Here is a 17,546-nt window from a genome sequence, read left to right on the forward strand (position 1 = left end):
AGGATTCCCGGTGCGCCTCGCGGGCCGCGCCGGGGCGCTTCTACGCTGGTCACGTGACCGAAGACAACAGACCTCTGGCCGTGTTCGACCTGGACGGGACGCTCGCGGATACCGCGCACCGTCAGCGGTTCCTGGAGCGGGGGCCCCGCGACTGGGACGGGTTCTTCGCCGCGGCTCCCCAGGACCCGCCGCTCGCGCGCGGCGTCGCGCTGGCCCTGGAGAGCGCCGAGGAGTGCGAGGTCGTCTACCTCACGGGCCGTCCCGAGCGCTGCCGGGCGGACACGGTGGACTGGCTGGCGCGCCAGGGCCTGCCGAGCGGGCGCATCTGGATGCGTCGCGACGACGACCGGCGCCCGGCCCGCCGCACCAAGCTGGAGATCCTGCGCGACCTCGCCCGCAAGCGGGAGGTCCGCATGCTGGTCGACGACGACGAGCTGGTGTGCGCGGACGCGGAGCGCGCGGGGTTCAGGGTGGTGCGGGCACGCTGGGCGGACACCTCGGAGGAGCTGAGGGACGCCCAGGAGCGCGAGGGCCGTACCTGAGGCTGCCCCGAGCTCTGTCGGGCTGCCTGAACTACGCCTCGTCCCCGTCCTCCAGACGGAACCCCACCTTCAGGCCCACCTGGTAGTGCTGGATCTCCCCGTTCTCGATGTGCCCCCGCACCTGTGTGACCTCGAACCAGTCCAGTGAACGCAGCGTCTGCGAGGCGCGCGCGATGCCGTTGCGGATCGCCTGGTCCACGCCTTCAAGTGATGTCACACCCGACGATCACAGAAGTTGCGGGGGAAACCCGCAGGTCAGAGGGTGGATACATGAGCGAGGGCAGCCGCCCGGAGGTAGACCTACTCCTCCGGAAATCCAAGGTGGTCCGTGAGGGAGAGCGGGCGCTCTCCATTCGTGCGCAGGAGGACCGGGGCCGGGCGTGGGCCGACCAGGAGGGGTACCGCGTCCGCAAGGTCTGGAAAGAGAACCTGTCGGCGTACTCCGACGTGGAGCGGCCGAAGTACGACGCCGCCATGAAGGCGCTGGAGGACGGCGAGGTCCCGGCACTCTGGGTGTACGCGCTCGACCGGTTCTCGCGGAAGGGCGCGGGGAGCGTGCTGCCGATCCTGGATGCCGGGCGGCGGATCGTCTTCGACTACGAAGGGCTGGACAGCTCCATCGAGCGGGACCGCCGATGGATCATCCAGAGGGCCGAGGACGCGCGGGAGTACAGCGAGCGCCTGAGCTACAACGTCAGGAGCACCAAGACGCGGCAGCGTAACGAGGGCGGGTGGCTGGCCACCCCGCCGTACGGCCTGGTGATCGCCGACAAGGGCACTCGACAGCTCAAGCACGACACCGCGTCGGCGGGGCCGGGAACGTCCCGCTGGGGAGTCGTTGAGCGGGTCATAGACGCCGTGGCCGACGGGCTATCGGCGCGGAAGACGGCGGCGAAGCTGAACGCTGACGGCCTGCGCACCGCCCGGGGCAAGCTCTGGTCGGCGACACAGGTGCGCCGGATCGTCTGGCACCCGGTCTACGAGGGTTGGCAGGTGGTCAACCCTCGCAAGACTCAGCCAGAGCCGTACCTGAACGCCAAGGGGGAGCGGGTCTGGGTGCTGGCCAAGGGAGTTGAGGCGGTGGACGCCGACAAGGTGGCCCGTGCCCGGCTGAACCTTGCCGGGCACAACATCATCCCAGGGGGCGGGGATGGACGCCCGAAGCATCTGTTGGCAGACCTCTGCGAGTGCTCGCACTGCGGGTACGGGATGCCGACCACGGGGGGCTCGTACCGATGCTGCGCGAACGACTCGGCGGCCGAGGATGACGCCCCGAAGCGATGTGACGCGCCTGCGTCGGTGGTCTGCGGCCTGCTTGAGGACTACGTGGTCAGCAAGTGGCGAGACAAGCTTGGCGAGTTGGGCATGGGTGACCCGCTGATGATCGCCATGGCGCAGCGCTGGGCGGCCCTCACACGGCCAGAGGAGACCGAGGAGGCCCGGGAGGCTGTGGCGGCCGTGAAGGCCGCCAAGAAGGCGCAGGACCGCCTACAGGCAGCATTCGACGCAGGGGCGTACGAGGGCGGGGGAGTCGCCGTGTTCGCCCGTTCGATGCGGGACGCGACGGCGCGGCTCGACGCTGCACAACAGCAGGCCGAGGCGCTGACCGGCCCGACGGTTGACCTGACCATGTTTGTAGACCCGGGGCTACTGGAAGAGGCTTGGGCGCGGGCCGACTTGCAGACCCGGCGTGACCTGATCCGGGTGGCTGTCGCTCGCGTGCGGGTCAGCAAGGCCCCCAACGGGCGGGGTAGCCGCTTCCACGGTGATGACCGAGTGTCGATCGAATGGGCCGAGCCTGCCGAACTTGAGGAGGCTGCCGCGTGAGTCACTGAGCGCCGTTCTGGCAGCCCGGCCCCCGTCCTCCCAAGGTTGGAAAACGGGGGCCTTTTCGAGCCCGTAGAGGGGCGGCCACACCCTCGCGCATCAGCGCGCGCCCGGCCTCTGAAGCAAGAAAACCGCTTCCCGTTCCTTCTTTCCTATGTGTGTGTCAGGGAAAGAAGGAACGGGAAGCGGTTTTCTTGCTTCCGGCGCGGGGGCGCGTACCCCCGCCCCCGCTTAACTCTCATGACGTACCCCCCTGGCGGAGTGCTGGGGGGGCTCTTCATTTGCCTCTCAGTCACGAGAGGGGCGCACCCGTGACACCCCCATAACAAGAGCGGCCCGCCCGTGACAGCGTGGTTGCGAGAGAGGTCCACCCGTGACGTACGAGACAACCAAAGCCGCCCTCTTGGAACGGGCCCGCATGGAGGCGGACATCGTCATGAGAGGGCTCATCGCGGTCTACGAGGCCCCCGACCGTAACGCTGAGCTTGCAGCCCTCGGGGATGTCTTCAGTGCCGCAGAAAGCGTACAGAGCGCGCTGGACGTACTCGTGAACGGCATTGCGGTCTGCGCTGCCCCAGGCTGCACGGAGACCGTACGAAGGCCCGCGCGCGGCGGCCCAATGCGTAAGACGTGCTCTGATTCCTGCCGCCAGCGCGCGCACCGCTCTCGCTCCACCCGGAGCGCGAGGGCTTCAACTCATGTACCCCCGACCCCACTTAACTCTTATGAGGCCCGCGCCCGCACCAACTCTCTCCCGGTGGCCTGAGGTGCGGCCTCTCTCTTTTTGCCTGAACTCCGCACGATCGTGCGACCCGAGATGGGGACGACTATGTATGACCCTAAGAAGGCTCGCGCCCGGCGCGAGCGACTGAATCTGAGCGTGGCCCAGTTCGCCGCCCGCGCCGGTGTCAGCGAACGCGCCGTATACGCCTACGAGGCAGGCGACAGGACGCCGAGCGTGGATGTGTTCACCCGCATGGCTACGGCCCTTCGTGTGCCCTTCCGCTCGCTGCTGAAGCAGACCAGGAACGACGCCGAGTTCGCCGAGCTGTACGGCGCGGAGATGACGCGCCGGAAGCACCCGGCCGCCGAGGTCATCAGCACGCACGAGGACGCGGCGAACACCCTCCTGGTGGACCGCATCCGCGCCGTGCGTAAGGAGTCTGGCCGTGGCTGACGAGAAGCCCGGAGAGGGAACTTCCGGCACTGCCGGAATTCCCACGGTGGACGCGCCCGCGCGGAGCGAATCAGTGCAGGAAGACCCACAGAAGGCTACTCAGAGCGAGGAGCAAGGCGCGGCGGAGCCTGCGCCACTGAAGGGCGATGCGCTTGAACTGGCCCGGCTCCGCGCTGTTATCGAATCGGGTGTCCCGCATGAACTCGCAGATATCCTTGGGGGTTCCACTGCTGAGGAGCTTTCGGTGAATGCCGGGAAGCTGGCTGAGTTCCTGATCTCCCGTCCCTCAACTCCTGTGCCGTCCGCGCTGAAGAGCAGGCCCGTGCCGCAATTTGGCGGCGGTAGAGACGCAGTTGATACGCCCGAGCCGCTGGACCCCCGGCGACTCGCATCAGCTATTCGAGATCGCCTTACGGGCCGCTGACCGGCCGCCGAAGACTCCAACCAATAACTAAGGACTAAGGAGGGCCTGACCATGGCTCACACGATTACGACTGACGAGATTGTCGCCGCTGCGCTTGGCCTGCTGGAGGCCAAGTCGGTTCTTGGCAGCCGCGTTTGGCGCGACGCTGAGTCGTCGTTCATCGGAGGTGTTGGCGACGAAGTGACTGTCACCCTGCCGACTGTCGTTGAGGCGAAGCTCAAGGACGATGGCAAGAACATTGACTATTCGGACCTGAACGAGCAGACGTTCAAGGTCAAGCTGACGGATCACGCTTACAACGCAATCAAGCTCAACGAGCGTCAGATGAACTTCGACATCCGGAACTTCGGGGCGCAGGTGCTGACTCCTCAGGCTTCCGGTGTTGCCAAGCACTGCGAGAAGGCTGTAACTGGAATTCTGAACAAGGCAATTGAGGGAGCGACCGAGGAGATCACCAAGGACGCTCCCCTTGCCGCACTGGCTAAGGTCTCCGCCGAGATGACGGCGCGTGAGATCGACGAGGACGGGCGGGTACTGGCGATTGGACCGGACCTAAAGGAAGCGTTCCTTGCCCTTCCGGAGCTTCAGAACGCTGCGTTCGCGGGCGACGCCAACGTGATTCAGAATGGCTCCCTTGGCCGGGTTCTGGGGTTCGAGGTCGTTGTGTCGCCGTTCGTCAAGGGCGGCGCTGTTGCCTTCACTCGGGAGGCCGTGGCGCTGGCTGTTCGCGCTCCGGCTGCTCCGGAAGGCGCGTCGGGCGCTTCCAACACTCACAACGGCTTCGCGCTCACGACGGTTCGTCAGTACGTAGTGGATCAGCTTTCGCATGTGAATGTTGTTCAGACGTTCGTGGGTGCGACTGCGCTGGACACTAATCGCATGGTGCCGCTGAAGATTGCGACCGGCGGAGGCGGCGGGGACACGCGCAAGAGCAAGGCGTAATGACGCCGCGCCAACTCGCCCTATATGCGGTGGCGCTGGCCTATCTGGCGGTGTGGTCGCTTGGTGCGGCGGCGTATCTTCTGGCGGCCTGGTAGGGATTCCCGCCGGGCAGTGTTCGGCTGGGGGCGGGTAACTGAGGGGCCATCGGGGCGACCTTTCGTTACCCGCCCTCTCTGCTGTGGGGCCACGCTTCGCGGGCCCGTGCAATTCATGGAGGACTGTTGTGAGTTCACGTTGTCGGCGGCCGGGTTGTCGCCGTCCGCGCATGCGGCGGAATGAGGGGCAGTCGCCGCGTCCGACGTGCGGGGTCATGTGCATGCGCTGGATCAAGGTTGCTGGTGCGTTGCAGATCGGCGGCGCGGCTCTTGGCCGCGATGCCGAGTCGGATGCTCGTGCGCTGTTGTGGATGTCGAAGAGGCTCGATGAATCACCGAGGCTGACGAGTGATCAGGGCGACGTTCTAATGGCGCTTTACGACGCTTATGCGCGTGCGTGAAGCGCGCTTGCTCGCTCGCTCGTCGAGCGCGAACGACAACACATGATCATGCATGTGTGTCGCATCTGCGCTGCCTCGCCGACGCGTTGACGAAGCGTCACGCGCTAGGTGTCCTCGTAACAGAGAGTAGGGGTGGACCCCCCTCAGTGGCTCGCTCCGGCCCGGGGGCCAATAGCAAGCGACCCTCGGTACAGGTCTGGGGCTTTTGCCCGGCTGAGGCCGTGACTCCCCGTAATCGCCGCTGACCTGCGGCTTTGCGTGCTGGAGGGTGCTTTTCCGCTGCTATCCACGCGCGGGTGCACGGGCGCGCGGGCGCGCGTACGCACATGTAGGACCTGGTCCCTGTCACTTGCCGTTTCCCGCTCCCGCGTGAGGGCGTGGACGGCCTTTCAGCCCTTCCACGGGCGATCACCCCAGCGGGCCCGCGAGAGGCCCGCAAATCCCTGTTCTGTCATAGGAGGTAGACACGATGGCGACGACGATTACCCACCCGAAGTGTCAGAAGTCGTGGAGTGGCGCGACCCGCGAGCACTGCCCGGCATGCTGCGAGACATTCGGCGGCGCGAAGGCGGGCGACATGCACCGCAAAGGCCCGCCGGGCGAGCGGTATTGCGTCGCCCCGGAGCGCGTTGGATTGATGCAGGACTCCGCTGGGATCTGGCACCGCCCATTCCCGGACCGGCGGAAGGGGCGACGGCAGTGATCAAGCGCTGTCGCGCGTGCCGCGAGTGGCTGCCCGAGTCGGCGTTCTACCGCTTCCGCCTCTCGCCGGACGGCTTGCGCCCGCGCTGTCGGGACTGCCTGTGCGAGGAGGCCCGCGCACACTACTGGGAGAACCGCGAGCGCGTGCTGAGCACGCGGCGAGCGCGACGTACATGAACTTGGCCCTGTGGCCTTCCCTTCGCTGGGGAGGTCGCGGGGCCATTTTTCTGTTTGGAGTTGAGGAGCTGTCACGGTCGAGCCGGCGTCCGTGACACCCCTTGTGTCAGGGCGAGTTGAGGCACGACCTGTCTAGCCGGTAGCTGCAACTCGTCGCAGCCTGGGAAGTGCCCCCTTGTGCTGATCCACCGCAAGGGTGAGGCTCGTGCACACCTGTGCAACCGACTCGACAACGGGAGTGGCTGTGACACTACGGTTCCTAGGCATCATCCCGAACACCCCCGACACGGACTCCCCGACGATTTGGCTTCACGAGGAGACCGGAGACCTCCTGATTCAGTCGTACAAGGCGACCGAGGAGGAGGTGAAGGAGTGTCAGGAGGTCGGCTCGATCCCGGGTCACTCGACGGACGTGCCGGATCACGAGACGATCATTCGGCTTCCGAAAGTGATGCTCCAGTACATCCCCCGCCCGGAGGGCAACGACGGTGACGAACCCCGTACTTGAGGGTCTGGCCAAGGCCACGAAATCGGCTGTGCATCTGGAGATGCGCGACGCCTACCAGCCCAACGACCCCGAGTTCATCGCGTGGCAGAACGGCAAGCGGCTCGACCCGGCCGCTGACCGTTCGTCGTGGTGGCGGCCCTTCCTGGATGTGGTGACGGAGACGACGGCGCGCGGGGTCGAGATGCGGCGGGCCCGGATCATCTCGGAGCCCGTGACGGACTACATCCGGTACGAGTACGACGTGACGTTCCCGAACGTCAGGGCTGGGGAGCTTGTGCGCTGGCTTCCCCGGCGCAAGGCGGCTGACATCGCCTTGCCCGGAACTGACCTTTGGGCGTTCGACGGCACGTCAGTGCTGTTCACGTACTTCTCGGGCGTCGGTGAGATTGTGGACCGCGAATGGTCCACAGATCCGGCGGTGTTGGCACTGGTGAACTCGGCATTCGATGCCGTGTGGGAACGGGCCACGCCGCACGAGGAGTACCGGCCGCGCTGACCTCCAACCATGGCTGTATCCCCTTCTTCCAGTGCTCAGCAGGCCCGGCAGGCTCTCGCGGATCGTCTCGCGGAGCTGTGCCGGGACGCTGGCCTTACCGGGCTCGACATCGCCGCGCGCTGCGGGTGGAGCCGGTCCAAGTCGTCGCGGATCATGAATGCTCGAACTCCCCCTTCTGCTGAGGACATTCGGGCGTGGTGCCGGGCGTGCGGGGCCGAGGATCAGACAGAGGACCTGATCGCGTCTCTGCGGTCGGCCGAGGGCATGTGGATCGGCTGGCGGCGCATGGAGCGGGCAGGGCTCAAGCGGGCGCAGGAAGCGCGCTTGCCGCTGTATGAGCGAACGCACTGGTTCCGCTCGTACTCCCCGGGACTCGTGCCGGGCCTGATCCAGACACGCGACTACACCGAGGCCGTGTTGCGGGCGGTGCAACGGCGGCGCGTCGCAGTGGACGACGTGGCCGAGGCGGTTGATGCGCGCATGGCGCGTCAGCGTGTCGTGTACGAGGGGGACCGCCGTTTCGCCTTCCTCGTCGAGGAGGCTGTGTTGGGCAACGCCCTGTGCGGCCCCGCCGTATTGACCGAGCAGCTTGACCACCTGCTGACGGTGGCCAGACGCCCCAACGTCAGCTTGGGCGTCGTACCCAAACGGCCGGATCGTTCCCGTATGCCGGTTGAGGGGTTCTGGATCTACGACGCGGCGCAGGTCAACGTCGAGTTGGTATCGGGCTATCTCACGATCACGCAGCCGAGCGAGGTAGCCGCGTACGCCGATACGTTCGCGGAGTTGGCCGACATGGCGGTCTACGGCGAGGGAGCCCGAACGCTGATCGCAGCCGCCAGGGGCGTGCTGGGCTAATTGGCGTGCAACCTCGTGCAACCGGCTGGGAGTTCGCTCCCTGATGTTCCTACGGTCGTTGTGGAAGCGACGATTCGAGGGACGGCGAGGCGTCATGGCGTACAAGGTGGATCACCTCGGGAGACTCGGCGAGGTGGTCGAGGAGCTGGGCGACACGGTGAGGCTGCGGCCGGTCGGTGGCGGGGCCGCATGGGAGGTGACGCGCGGCCAGGTGCGCGAGCCGAACGCGGCCGAGCGTGCGCGCGCTCGCGTGCTGTCGCGCCCGGTGGGTGAGTCGTGAGCCGGGCCTATTTCTCCCCGCCGCACTCGCACGCCGAGGCCCCGTTGGACCTGGCCTTACCGCTGTTGGAGCCAACGGCCCACCCGAGGTGCGCGCGCTGTGCGCACACGGTGCTTTGGCGGGAGGCGTACCGCACGGGGATTGGCACGCCCAACGGGTACGCGGACGCGTCGAGGGTGACTGACTGCAACATCGAGTTGCGCAACCACCCGCACAAGCCGCCGAAGATCGTGTTGCCGATCGACCCCCCGGCGGTGACGGCATGAGCCCCCGCAGCACCATGCGCCCGATCCGGTACACGGTCACGTCGCACCCGGACGGCGAGCGCACCATGTCGGCCGACTGCATGTCGCCTGACTGCAAGTGGTCGCTGTGCCCTACGGCCGATGTGGACGCGGGGGAGGACGCGCTACGCAGGCACAGGGCCGAGACCGGGCACGCGCTGTTCAACCGGCGGTTGGAAGACATGGCGTGCGTGACCCTGGCGGACCGCGCGGAGCAGGAGCGGCGGGCTGAGGTTCACGACCTGGAGCTAGCCGCGAAGCCGTGGGCGGGGAAGGTGTACGAGGCCCGTGTGCGGCACAAGGAGCGGGCGGCGGAGCACGCGCGGGCCGAGGAGTCGTGAAGGTGGCCGCCGCGATGCTGTGGCTGTTGCTGTGGGGGACGCTCGCGCTGTGGGCGTCGATGCCGCAGCGACACCGATAGGCCCCCGGCCCCCGGTGAGGCCCGCTCGTCCGAGTGGTCCCGTCCCGGCCGGGGGCTCGGGTGAACGCCCCCACCCCCTGACGGTGCGAGACAAATGGACAGGTCCGCCGTCGGGGGGTGGGGGTCGGGAGTGCCCAACTGGCTTACGACCCAAGGCAGGAGAGCGCATCATGAGTCGTGGAGACGACGGCAAGATTGACGAGGTCAACGGGTACGACGTGGCGGGCGAGGAGGTCGTTTCGGCCGCTGAGCCGGAGCCGGAGCCCGAGCCGGAGCCCGAGGAGGGCGAAGAGGGAGATGGACAGTCGTAAGGGGTCAGGCGACGGCAGCGCCCGCAAGACGGCGCGGCGGTACCTGAAGCGGCACAGCGTGGACCAGTCCGAACAGTCCTGGCTGTGCCCGAAGCACAAGGACCCCGAAGCTATGGAGCTGCTGTGCAAGGCCCGGTACGTGTGCGCGCATTGCACGCGTGAGCGGAGCCTGACTTAGACCCGTGTGCCGTCCTGCCCCCGAGGCGGCGCACGCAGACGGCCCCGGCTGGCGTTCTCTCATTCCCGTGAGCGCTGGTCGGGGCCTTTCGTATGGCGGAGCGCTGGCGGGTGCGCCACGGTGGTTAGGTCTGGTCTCGTTGACCGCCTGAAGGAGCGCCCATGTCGAACCACACCTACCGCGTGACCGAGATCGTTGGTACGTCAGACGCTGGGGTGGATGAAGCCATCCGTAACGGCGTCGCCCGTGCTGCTCAGACCCTGCGGGGCCTGGACTGGTTCGAGGTGACCCAGGTGCGCGGCCACATTGAGGACGGGCAGATCGCTCACTATCAGGTGGGGCTGAAGGTCGGCTTCCGGCTGGAGGACGGCGACGAGGTCTGATCCTCTGACCTGCGCGTATGCTCTATACGTCGGGTGAGACACCACTCTCGTGCGAGGTGCCGACGATTTCGGTGACGCGATAGGTGTGGTTCGACATGAGGGAGTTCCTCCCGGGCGGGGGACGTCGTGTGGTGCCGTCACTCCACCGTGCCCCAGCCCGCGCGGACGCGCGAGGTGGCGTTTGCCCCTTGACCGACCCATTGGTACATACCAAAATCCAGCCAGTACCCCGTTCGAGCCACCCGCTCACCCCCACGTCGGGCTGCCCTTCCCTGTCCTCAGACGGAAAGTGACCCACGTGAAGCCGCACAGACGCGCCGCCATGTCCCTGGCGCTGGCCCTCTCCTCCACCGTCCTGATCTCCGGGTGCGGCATGCTGCCCGGCGGCGACGACACCAGGACCGTGACGGTCTGGCTGATGCGGGGCAGCGCGTCCCCCGAGTTCGTCGAGCGCTTCACCGAGGACTTCGAGAAGGAGCACGACGACATCGACCTGGACATAAGGATCCAGGAGTGGACCGGCATCGGCGCCAAGGTGAAGAAGGCGCTCAAGGACGAGGACGGCGACGGGCCCGACGTCATCGAGGTGGGCAACACCCAGGTCGCGCAGTACGTCGACGAGGGCGGCCTGTACGACCTCACCCTGGAGTCCGCGCGCGACCTCGGCATGGACGACTGGCTGCCGGGTCTGGCCGAGCCGGGGCGCTACCGCGGCGCGCAGTACGGCATTCCCTGGTACGCCGCCAACCGCGTCGTCATCTACAACAAGAAGCTGTTCGAGGAGGCGGGCATCAAGCGTCCGCCGCGTACCCGCGCGGAGTGGATCGCGGACACGGAGAAGCTCAACACCGGCGGGAACCAGGGCATCTACCTCGCGGGGCAGGACTGGTACACGCTGGCGGGATTCATCTGGGACGAGGGCGGTGACCTCGCCACGGAGACGAAGGAGTCCTCCGGCGACTGGCGCGGCACCCTGCACACCCCGGCCGCGCTGCGCGGCATGGAGTTCTACCGGCAGCTGCAGGCGCTGGGGAACGGCCCGCGCGACGCCGACGAGGAGCACCCGGCGCAGGCCGGGGTGTTCGCGGGCGGCGACGTCGCCCAGATCGTCGCGGTGCCGGGGGCGGCGCGGGCCATCGAGGAGAAGAACCCTGAACTGAAGGGCAAGCTCGGCTACTTCCCGGTCCCCGGCAAGGCGGCGGGCAAGCCGGGCGCGGTGTTCACCGGCGGCTCCGACCTGGTCGTGCCCGACCGCAGCGACGACCACAAGGGCGCGGTCGAGGTGATCGAGGCGCTGGTGGGCAAGAAGTGGCAGACCGACCTCGCGCGGACCATGAACTACGTCCCGAACAAGGCCAAGCTGGCGCCTGCCGTGGCCGGCGAGGAGGGCGCGGCGGCGATGGCGGTGGGCGCGGCCAACGGCCGGGCGACCCCCAACTCCCCGCGCTGGGCCGCCGTCGAGGCGGACAACCCGATCAAGGGCTATATGACCAAGGTCCTGACCGGCGGCGATCCGGCGGCCGAGGCCCGCAAGGCGTCGGCCAGGATCACCAGGGCACTGCGCCTCGGCGGCGTCTGACGGCAGTGCGGCCCCGCCCGCGCGGGCGGGGCCGACCAGCTACTCCGCCGTGCTCAGCGACAGGGCGAAGCGGTTCCTCTCGTCCGTCCACCAGTGGGTCAACGTCAGTCCCGCGGCGGCGAGTTCACTCCGTACGCCGTCCTCCCTGAACTTCGCCGAGATCTCCGTGCGCATCTCCTCGCCCGCGGTGAAGTCCACCGCCAGGTCGAGCGCGGGGATCTTCACCGTCTGGTCGGCCGTGGAGCGCAGCCTCATCTCGATCCACTCGTGTTCGCGGTCCCAGACGGCGACGTGCTCGAAGGCGGTCGGGTCGAAGTCCGCCTCCAACTCGCGGTTGATGACCGACAGGACGTTCTTGTTGAACGAGGCCGTCACGCCCGCCCCGTCGTCGTACGCCGATACGAGCACCGACTCGTCCTTGACCAGGTCCGTGCCGAGGAGCAGCGCGTCACCGGGGGAGAGGAGCCCGCGGACCGAGGAGAGGAACGCGGCGCGTTCGGCGGGCAGCAGGTTGCCGATGGTGCCGCCGAGGAACGCGACCAGGCGCGGCCCGGGAGTGCCCGGCAGCGCGAGGCCGCGCGTGAAGTCGGCGATCAGGGCGTGCACGTCGAGCGAGGGCCGCTGCGCGAGCAGCGTGTTCGCGGCCCCGGTCAGCGCGGTCTCGCTCACGTCGACGGGGACGTACGTGTGCAGGGACGACAAGGCGTCGATGAGGTGGCGGGTCTTCTCCGAGGAGCCCGAGCCGAGCTCGATCAGCGTGCGCGCGCCCGTGACCTCCGCGATGCGGGTGGCACGGGTGACCAGGATCTCGCGCTCGGCGCGGGTCGGGTAGTACTCGGGCAGGGTGGTGATCTCCTCGAAGAGGGCGCTGCCGCGGGCGTCGTAGAACCACTTGGGCGGCAGCGACTTCGGGGTGCGGGTAAGGCCGTGCAGGACGTCGGCGCGCAGCGCGGCGTCGGTGGCGTCCTCGGGCAGGGTGCGGGTCAGCAGGAACGGGCTCACGCAGGGGGCTCCTTGAGCGGTGTCAGCAGTACGTCGGTGCGGCTGGCGGCGAGCAGGGTGCGGTCGGGCACCTCGCGCCAGTGGGGGTCGTCGTCGTAGGGCTCGGAGGCCACGACGGTGCGGCGGCCGGGCTCCGCGAGATACCAGAGGGTGTCGCCCCAGGCGGTCGCGGCGATCGTCTCGCCGTTGGTGAGAAGGAGGTTGAGGCGCGACGCGGGGGCGGCCTCGGCGATCTCCAGGACGGTGTCCGCGAGGGCCTGGCCCTCCTCGTCGCCGCGGCGCAGCCGGGTCAGGACGAGCGCCCACACCAGCGCGGAGTCGCAGCGCGCCTCCATGGACAGAAGCTCATCGGGCGGCAGTTCGCGGGTGAGCGGCGCGACCGAGCGGGGCCAGCCCGCCACCGCGCCGTTGTGGCTGAACAGCCACGGCCCGGCCGCGAACGGCGCCGCCGCGGCCTCTCCGTCCGCGCCCGCCAGGGTCGCGTCGCGCACCGCCCCGAGCACCGCGCCGGAGCGCACCACCCGGGCCAGGTCGGCGAAGGACTGGTCGCCCCAGATCGGCGCGGCACGGCGGTAGCGCGCGGGCACGGGGTCCCCGTCGGCGTACCAACCCACCCCGAATCCATCGGCGTTGACGGTGCCGTGCCGCTGCATCCGGGGCGCCCACGACTGGCGGTACAGGCTGTGCGCGGGCTCGACGAGGAGACTTCCCAGCGGCTCCGGCGGGCCGAGGAAGGCGAGGTGACGGCACATCAGAGGGCTCCCGCGGCCGCGGCTTCGGCGGGGCCGACGTCCCGCGCGGTGCGGAACCCGGAGAAGATCTGCCGCCGCACCGGATGGTCCCAGTTGCGGAACGTGCCCCGGCAGGCCACCGCGTCGACGGAGAACGCCCCGCCGCGCAGCACCTTGTAGTCGCCGCCGAAGAACACGTCCGAGTACTCGCGGTAGGGGAAGGCGGAAAAGCCCGGGTAGGGCAGGAAGCCGCTCGACGTCCACTCCCACGCGTCGCCGATCAACTGCCGTACGCCGAGCGGGGATTCACCCGCCGGATAGCTTCCGGCAGGCGCGGGCCGCAGATGGCGCTGCCCCAGGTTCGCGCGCTCGGGCGTGGGGTCCGCGTCGCCCCACGGATAGCGCATCGACCGGTCGGCCACCGGGTCGTAGCGGGCGGCCTTCTCCCACTCCTCCTCGCTGGGCAGGCGCCGGCCTGCCCAGCGCGCGTAGGCGTCGGCCTCGTACCAGCTCACGTGCAGCACGGGCTCGTCGGCGGGCACCGGCTCGACCGTGCCGAAGTGACGCCGCAGCCATCGGCCTCCCTCGTGGCGCCAGAACAGCGGGGCACGCAGCCTGTTCTGACGGACCATCGCCCAGCCCTCGGGGGCCCACCAGCGTTCGTCGTCGTAGCCGCCGTCGTCGATGAAGCGCTGGTATGCGGCGTTCGTCACCGGCGTGGTGTCGATGAAGAACGGCGGGACCAGGCGGTGGTGCGCCGGGCGTTCGTTGTCCAGGGCCCACGGCTCGGTGGAGGTGCCCATGGTGAACGGGCCGCCGGGGACGAGGACTTCGGGCGGCCCCGTGAAGGGCGCGCAGGGCTCGGGGTCGGGGGCGGTGAGCGCGGTGGGACCCGAGCGCAGCTGGTGCGTGATGAGCATGGTCTCGTCGTGCTGCTGCTCGTGCTGCGCGATCATCCCGAAGGCGAACCCCGCCTCGGTCAGCGCGGTGCCGTGGAACGGCGTCCTCTCCAGGACGTCGAGCGCACGGCCCCGCACCTCGGCCGCATAGCCACGGGCCTCGGCGGGCGCGAGCAGCGGAAGGCTCGGCCGCTCGGCGCGGGGGTGCTCGAAGGCGTCGTACAGCGCGTCGATCTCGGGCCGCATGGCGTCGCGGCCCGCGACCGCGCGCAGCAGCCACTGCTCCTCCTGGTTGCCGATGTGCGCGAGGTCCCAGACCAGCGGCGACATCAACGGCGAGTGCTGCGCGGTCAGTTCGGTGTCCTCCACGCAGGTGGTGAGGAGGGTGGTGCGGTCCCGGGCGGCCAGGAGCGCGGCGAGCGCGCGCTCCCTCAGGGCTTCCGGGTCGGCGGTGGAGCCGGTCATCGGAGGGCGTCCTTCCCAGGTGCGTCGTGAAGTCGAGGGGTGTCGCGCGCGGCGTCGAGCAGGTCGTCGGCCGGGCAGCGGCCGCGCGCCACGTACTGCGCGGCGTACGTCTCGACGGCGTCCCGCACCGTCGTGCCCACGCCCATCCGGGGCAGGGCGTCGACGGCGGCGGCGAAACAGGTGACCGCGGCCTCGCGCAGCTCGGGGTCGGCCGGCCCGTGGCGCGCCGCGTCCAGCCAGAGCGGACTGTGCGGCGCGGCGGGCGAGCCCGGCGGCCCTTCGCGTTCGGCCAGCGGCTTGACGGCGCGGTAGGCGGACTCGGCCGCCTCCGGGTCGTCGAACAGGGCGGCGGTCACGGCGAGCGGCACGATCCAGCCGTCCTCGCCCGGCTGCGCGTCGACCATGCGCAGCTCCAGGTGGCCGCGCGGGCGGACCGGCGGGAACAGCGTGGTCAGGTGGTAGTCGAGGTCGTCGCGGGTGGGCGGGCGCGGCACACCGTCACGGGGCGATGCGCCGTCACGGGCCCACGTACGGAAGCTGAGCCCTTCGGGCACGCTCCAGGGTCCTTCTCCCGGCGCCCTCTTGACACACATGACCGGCGCGTCCATGGCGTGCCGGGTCCAGGTCTCGCGCGGCTCCCCGTCGAGCGGCGGGGCACCGGATCTGCCGGGCTCGATGCCCGCCCACACGGCCTGCCGGGTCGACCGCCAGCCGGTGGGACGGCCCTCCTGCAGCGGCGAGTTGGCGAACGCGGCGACCAGGACGGCGCCAAGGAGGTGCGCGAGCCGCCAGCGCCGTGCGTAGCCGAGCGGCCCCGGCTCCTCGTACCCGGCGTCCAGACAGATCTGCACGGACGCGGTCGAGCACATCATGCGGCGTCCCGCGGGGCCGCCGCGGTCGAGGCAGGACTCCAGCGCGTCGTAGCGGGGCTCGCGCAGGATCCGTGACGGCGGGCGCCAGGGGTCGGTGCCGAACCCGCTGAGGGTGAGGCGGTGGGGGCGTAACGCGTCGCGTACGACGCGGAGATCGGCCCGCATGGCCGAAATGCACTCCGTCAGCGAGGCGGCGGGCAGCGAGCTGAGCTCCAGCTGGCCGCCGGGTTCGACGGTGACGGACGAGTGCAGGGGCAGGGCCCGCAGTGCGGCGTAGGCCGCTTCGAGGCGGGCGGTGGGCACCGGCAGGTGGGGCAGTCCTGGCTCGTGGACGAGCCATTCCAGTTCGACGCCGGTGGTGCGAGGTGGCCCCGTCTTGAAGCAGATGCCGCGGACCAGCGCCTCCACCTCGGCCTCGGACACCGCGTCGCGCGCCCGTGTGGGGCGCGTCGTGCGGTGCTTCGTACAGTCTCCCTCAGGCATGGTCGGGATCCCTTTCGTGAGTTGTGCTCGTAACACCCAAAACCCTCAAGGGCGTTCGCACAAGAGTGCCCCTAAGGTCGTTCTCGCACCGGGAATTTCTGTTGCGCCGCCCGACGCACGCGGCTCACCATGCGTTCATGAACGACACGGGGGACGACACGAGGGACGGCGTGGGGGACGGCATGGAGGCGCGGGCATGAGCGCCCGCCTGCGCGGACAGGCGCAGGAGACCGAGCAGATCGTCGCCGCGGGAGTGTATGCCGCGCCGGGCGGCCGCGACGTGGCGATTGCGGACGCGGTGGCCGCGGCCCGCGCCGGTACGCGCATGTTCGGGCCGGATCCGGTGGACGTGACGTCCCGTGCACCGGTGACCACGCTCTTGGAGGTCACGGGCGAGAGCACGCTGGAAGCGGCCCGCAGGCTCACGGCCTCCCGTGCCGAGGGGGATGCGCCGGTGGCCGCGCTGAACTTCTCCTCCGCGCGCAATCCCGGCGGGGGCTATCTCAACGGCGCCCAGGCGCAGGAGGAGGCGCTGTGCCGGGCCTCCGCGCTCTACGCCTGCCTCCTTCGGGCCCGCGCGTTCTACGACCACCACCGCGCCGACCGCGACCCCTTCTACAGCGATCGCGTGATCTGCTCGCCGGGCGTCCCCGTCTTCCGCGACGACCGCGGGCGGCTCCTCGACACGGCGTACACCGTCGGCTTCCTGACCTCGGCGGCGCCGAACGCCGGGGTGATCCGCCGCAGGACGCCCGAGCGCACGGCAGAGATACCGCGCGCCCTGGCCGCGCGCGCCGAGCGGGTCCTGGAGACGGCCGTCGCGTGCGGGTACCGCCGACTGGTGCTCGGCGCGTGGGGCTGCGGCGTCTTCATGAACGACCCCGCGCAGGTCGCGGGCGCCTTCCGGGCGCTGCTCGGCGAAGGCGGTCGGTTCGCCGGGCAGTTCGCGCACGTCGTGTTCGGGGTTCTGGACCGCACCAGGGGCGCGGTGACGCGTGGCGCCTTCGAGGAGACGTTCGCGCACGAACTCAGCGCCGTTCGCGCACGAGCTCAGCGCCAGCCGTAGCGTTCCCGGAGACGGTGGACGACGAGGTTGAACCGCATGCGGTCCAGCGCGCACGCCTCGCGCCGCATCCCGCGCTCGTGCACCCGCAGCACCCGGTCGATGTCCACCCAGGAGTCACGCCCCTCGCGGTCCCAGGGCCCGCTGCCGATGGCCACCCACTCACGGTCGTTGTCGTGGCGCTTGCTGGACAGTTGTACGGCGAGCAGCGTGCCGGACGCCTCACGGGCGACCACGAGAACCGGGCGGTCCTTGCCGCGCCCGTCGTTCTCCTCGTACGGCACGAACGTCCAGACGATCTCCCCGGGGTCGGGATCGCCGTCGTGCTCCGGCGCGTACTCCGTGCGGACCCGGCCCACCTCGCGGGGCTCGGCCTCGGTGGTCGCGGTGGCGCCCGAGCGGCCGGGCGACGCGGACATGTGCGGGTCATCGATGTAGGCAGTCAC

The 17,546-nt window shown here is 69.5% G+C and carries 22 protein-coding genes; 16 read left to right on the forward strand and 6 right to left on the reverse strand.

The features are described 5' to 3' along the window. Window positions 1–53 precede the first annotated feature (53 nt). A complete protein-coding gene (locus AB0B50_RS00060; protein ID WP_362323080.1) occupies window positions 54–542 on the forward strand; it encodes a hypothetical protein in 489 nt (162 codons plus the stop codon). A gap of 31 nt (window positions 543–573) precedes the next feature. On the opposite strand, the gene AB0B50_RS00065 is transcribed toward AB0B50_RS00060, so the two are convergent. Further along, the gene (locus AB0B50_RS00065) at window positions 574–759 is read right to left on the reverse strand and encodes a dodecin (RefSeq protein WP_362323083.1); all 186 of its coding nucleotides are present in this window, start codon (window positions 757–759) and stop codon (window positions 574–576) included. Between the two features lie 53 nt (window positions 760–812). On the opposite strand from AB0B50_RS00065, the gene AB0B50_RS00070 reads away from it, so the two are divergent. From AB0B50_RS00070 to AB0B50_RS00135, 14 genes are all read left to right on the forward strand, one after another. Continuing rightward, on the forward strand, window positions 813–2,369 hold the full coding sequence (locus AB0B50_RS00070; protein WP_362323086.1) for a recombinase family protein: 1,557 nt from the start codon (window positions 813–815) through the stop codon (window positions 2,367–2,369). Window positions 2,370–3,198: 829 nt separating this feature from the next. Next, on the forward strand, window positions 3,199–3,546 hold the full coding sequence (locus AB0B50_RS00075; protein ID WP_362323089.1) for a helix-turn-helix transcriptional regulator: 348 nt from the start codon (window positions 3,199–3,201) through the stop codon (window positions 3,544–3,546). Continuing rightward, window positions 3,539–3,970 (forward strand): hypothetical protein, encoded by a 432-nt coding sequence (locus AB0B50_RS00080; RefSeq protein WP_362323092.1) that lies wholly within the window; start codon window positions 3,539–3,541, stop codon window positions 3,968–3,970. The genes AB0B50_RS00075 and AB0B50_RS00080 overlap by 8 nt, the downstream gene beginning before the upstream one ends. Window positions 3,971–4,021: 51 nt before the next feature. Beyond that, window positions 4,022–4,912, forward strand: a complete 891-nt coding sequence (locus AB0B50_RS00085) for a hypothetical protein (protein WP_362323095.1) — start codon at window positions 4,022–4,024, stop codon at window positions 4,910–4,912. 316 nt (window positions 4,913–5,228) lie between these two features. Beyond that, window positions 5,229–5,408 carry a hypothetical protein gene (locus AB0B50_RS00090; RefSeq protein ID WP_362323098.1) on the forward strand — a complete coding sequence of 60 codons (180 nt, stop codon included), beginning with the start codon at window positions 5,229–5,231 and terminating at the stop codon, window positions 5,406–5,408. A gap of 1,123 nt (window positions 5,409–6,531) precedes the next feature. After that, window positions 6,532–6,795: a hypothetical protein gene (locus AB0B50_RS00095; protein ID WP_362323101.1), complete on the forward strand. Its 264-nt coding sequence runs from the start codon at window positions 6,532–6,534 to the stop codon at window positions 6,793–6,795. Continuing rightward, window positions 6,776–7,291 (forward strand): DUF6879 family protein, encoded by a 516-nt coding sequence (locus tag AB0B50_RS00100; RefSeq protein ID WP_362323104.1) that lies wholly within the window; start codon window positions 6,776–6,778, stop codon window positions 7,289–7,291. The genes AB0B50_RS00095 and AB0B50_RS00100 overlap by 20 nt, the downstream gene beginning before the upstream one ends. 9 nt (window positions 7,292–7,300) lie before the next feature. Further along, a complete protein-coding gene (locus tag AB0B50_RS00105) occupies window positions 7,301–8,149 on the forward strand; it encodes a helix-turn-helix transcriptional regulator (protein ID WP_362323106.1) in 849 nt (282 codons plus the stop codon). A 94-nt stretch (window positions 8,150–8,243) separates the two neighbouring features. Beyond that, a complete protein-coding gene (locus AB0B50_RS00110; protein WP_362323109.1) occupies window positions 8,244–8,429 on the forward strand; it encodes a hypothetical protein in 186 nt (61 codons plus the stop codon). Window positions 8,430–8,691: 262 nt separating this feature from the next. Next, the gene (locus tag AB0B50_RS00115; protein WP_362323112.1) at window positions 8,692–9,054 is read left to right on the forward strand and encodes a hypothetical protein; all 363 of its coding nucleotides are present in this window, start codon (window positions 8,692–8,694) and stop codon (window positions 9,052–9,054) included. 250 nt (window positions 9,055–9,304) lie between these two features. Then, entirely contained in the window at window positions 9,305–9,445 is a 141-nt protein-coding gene (locus AB0B50_RS00120; protein ID WP_362323115.1) for a hypothetical protein, read from the forward strand. Continuing rightward, window positions 9,432–9,623 (forward strand): hypothetical protein, encoded by a 192-nt coding sequence (locus AB0B50_RS00125; RefSeq protein WP_362323118.1) that lies wholly within the window; start codon window positions 9,432–9,434, stop codon window positions 9,621–9,623. Before AB0B50_RS00120 ends, AB0B50_RS00125 begins: the two co-directional genes overlap by 14 nt. Before the next feature lie 161 nt (window positions 9,624–9,784). Continuing rightward, window positions 9,785–10,006 carry a dodecin gene (locus AB0B50_RS00130; RefSeq protein WP_362323121.1) on the forward strand — a complete coding sequence of 74 codons (222 nt, stop codon included), beginning with the start codon at window positions 9,785–9,787 and terminating at the stop codon, window positions 10,004–10,006. Window positions 10,007–10,328: 322 nt separating this feature from the next. Then, window positions 10,329–11,585 carry an extracellular solute-binding protein gene (locus tag AB0B50_RS00135; RefSeq protein WP_362324981.1) on the forward strand — a complete coding sequence of 419 codons (1,257 nt, stop codon included), beginning with the start codon at window positions 10,329–10,331 and terminating at the stop codon, window positions 11,583–11,585. 39 nt (window positions 11,586–11,624) lie between these two features. On the opposite strand, the gene egtD is transcribed toward AB0B50_RS00135, so the two are convergent. From egtD to egtA, 4 genes are read right to left on the reverse strand one after another with little or no spacing between them, the layout of a single operon-like run. Further along, on the reverse strand, window positions 11,625–12,587 hold the full coding sequence (egtD, locus tag AB0B50_RS00140; protein ID WP_362323124.1) for an L-histidine N(alpha)-methyltransferase: 963 nt from the start codon (window positions 12,585–12,587) through the stop codon (window positions 11,625–11,627). After that, window positions 12,584–13,339, reverse strand: a complete 756-nt coding sequence (egtC, locus tag AB0B50_RS00145; RefSeq protein ID WP_362323127.1) for an ergothioneine biosynthesis protein EgtC — start codon at window positions 13,337–13,339, stop codon at window positions 12,584–12,586. Before egtC ends, egtD begins: the two co-directional genes overlap by 4 nt. Beyond that, entirely contained in the window at window positions 13,339–14,682 is a 1,344-nt protein-coding gene (egtB, locus tag AB0B50_RS00150; RefSeq protein WP_362323130.1) for an ergothioneine biosynthesis protein EgtB, read from the reverse strand. The genes egtC and egtB overlap by 1 nt, the downstream gene beginning before the upstream one ends. After that, entirely contained in the window at window positions 14,679–16,037 is a 1,359-nt protein-coding gene (gene egtA / locus AB0B50_RS00155; protein WP_362323133.1) for an ergothioneine biosynthesis glutamate--cysteine ligase EgtA, read from the reverse strand. The genes egtB and egtA overlap by 4 nt, the downstream gene beginning before the upstream one ends. Window positions 16,038–16,233: 196 nt before the next feature. On the opposite strand from egtA, the gene AB0B50_RS00160 reads away from it, so the two are divergent. Then, window positions 16,234–17,103: a TIGR02452 family protein gene (locus AB0B50_RS00160; RefSeq protein WP_362323136.1), complete on the forward strand. Its 870-nt coding sequence runs from the start codon at window positions 16,234–16,236 to the stop codon at window positions 17,101–17,103. Here AB0B50_RS00160 and AB0B50_RS00165 read toward each other — a convergent pair. Next, window positions 17,088–17,519 carry a type II toxin-antitoxin system PemK/MazF family toxin gene (locus AB0B50_RS00165; protein ID WP_362324984.1) on the reverse strand — a complete coding sequence of 144 codons (432 nt, stop codon included), beginning with the start codon at window positions 17,517–17,519 and terminating at the stop codon, window positions 17,088–17,090. The two genes, AB0B50_RS00160 and AB0B50_RS00165, sit on opposite strands and share 16 nt — an antisense overlap. Between the last annotated feature and the right edge of the window lie 27 nt (window positions 17,520–17,546).

The sequence above is a fragment of the Streptomyces sp. NPDC041068 genome (genome assembly GCF_040647455.1).
Classification (GTDB): Bacteria; Actinomycetota; Actinomycetes; order Streptomycetales; family Streptomycetaceae; genus Streptomyces.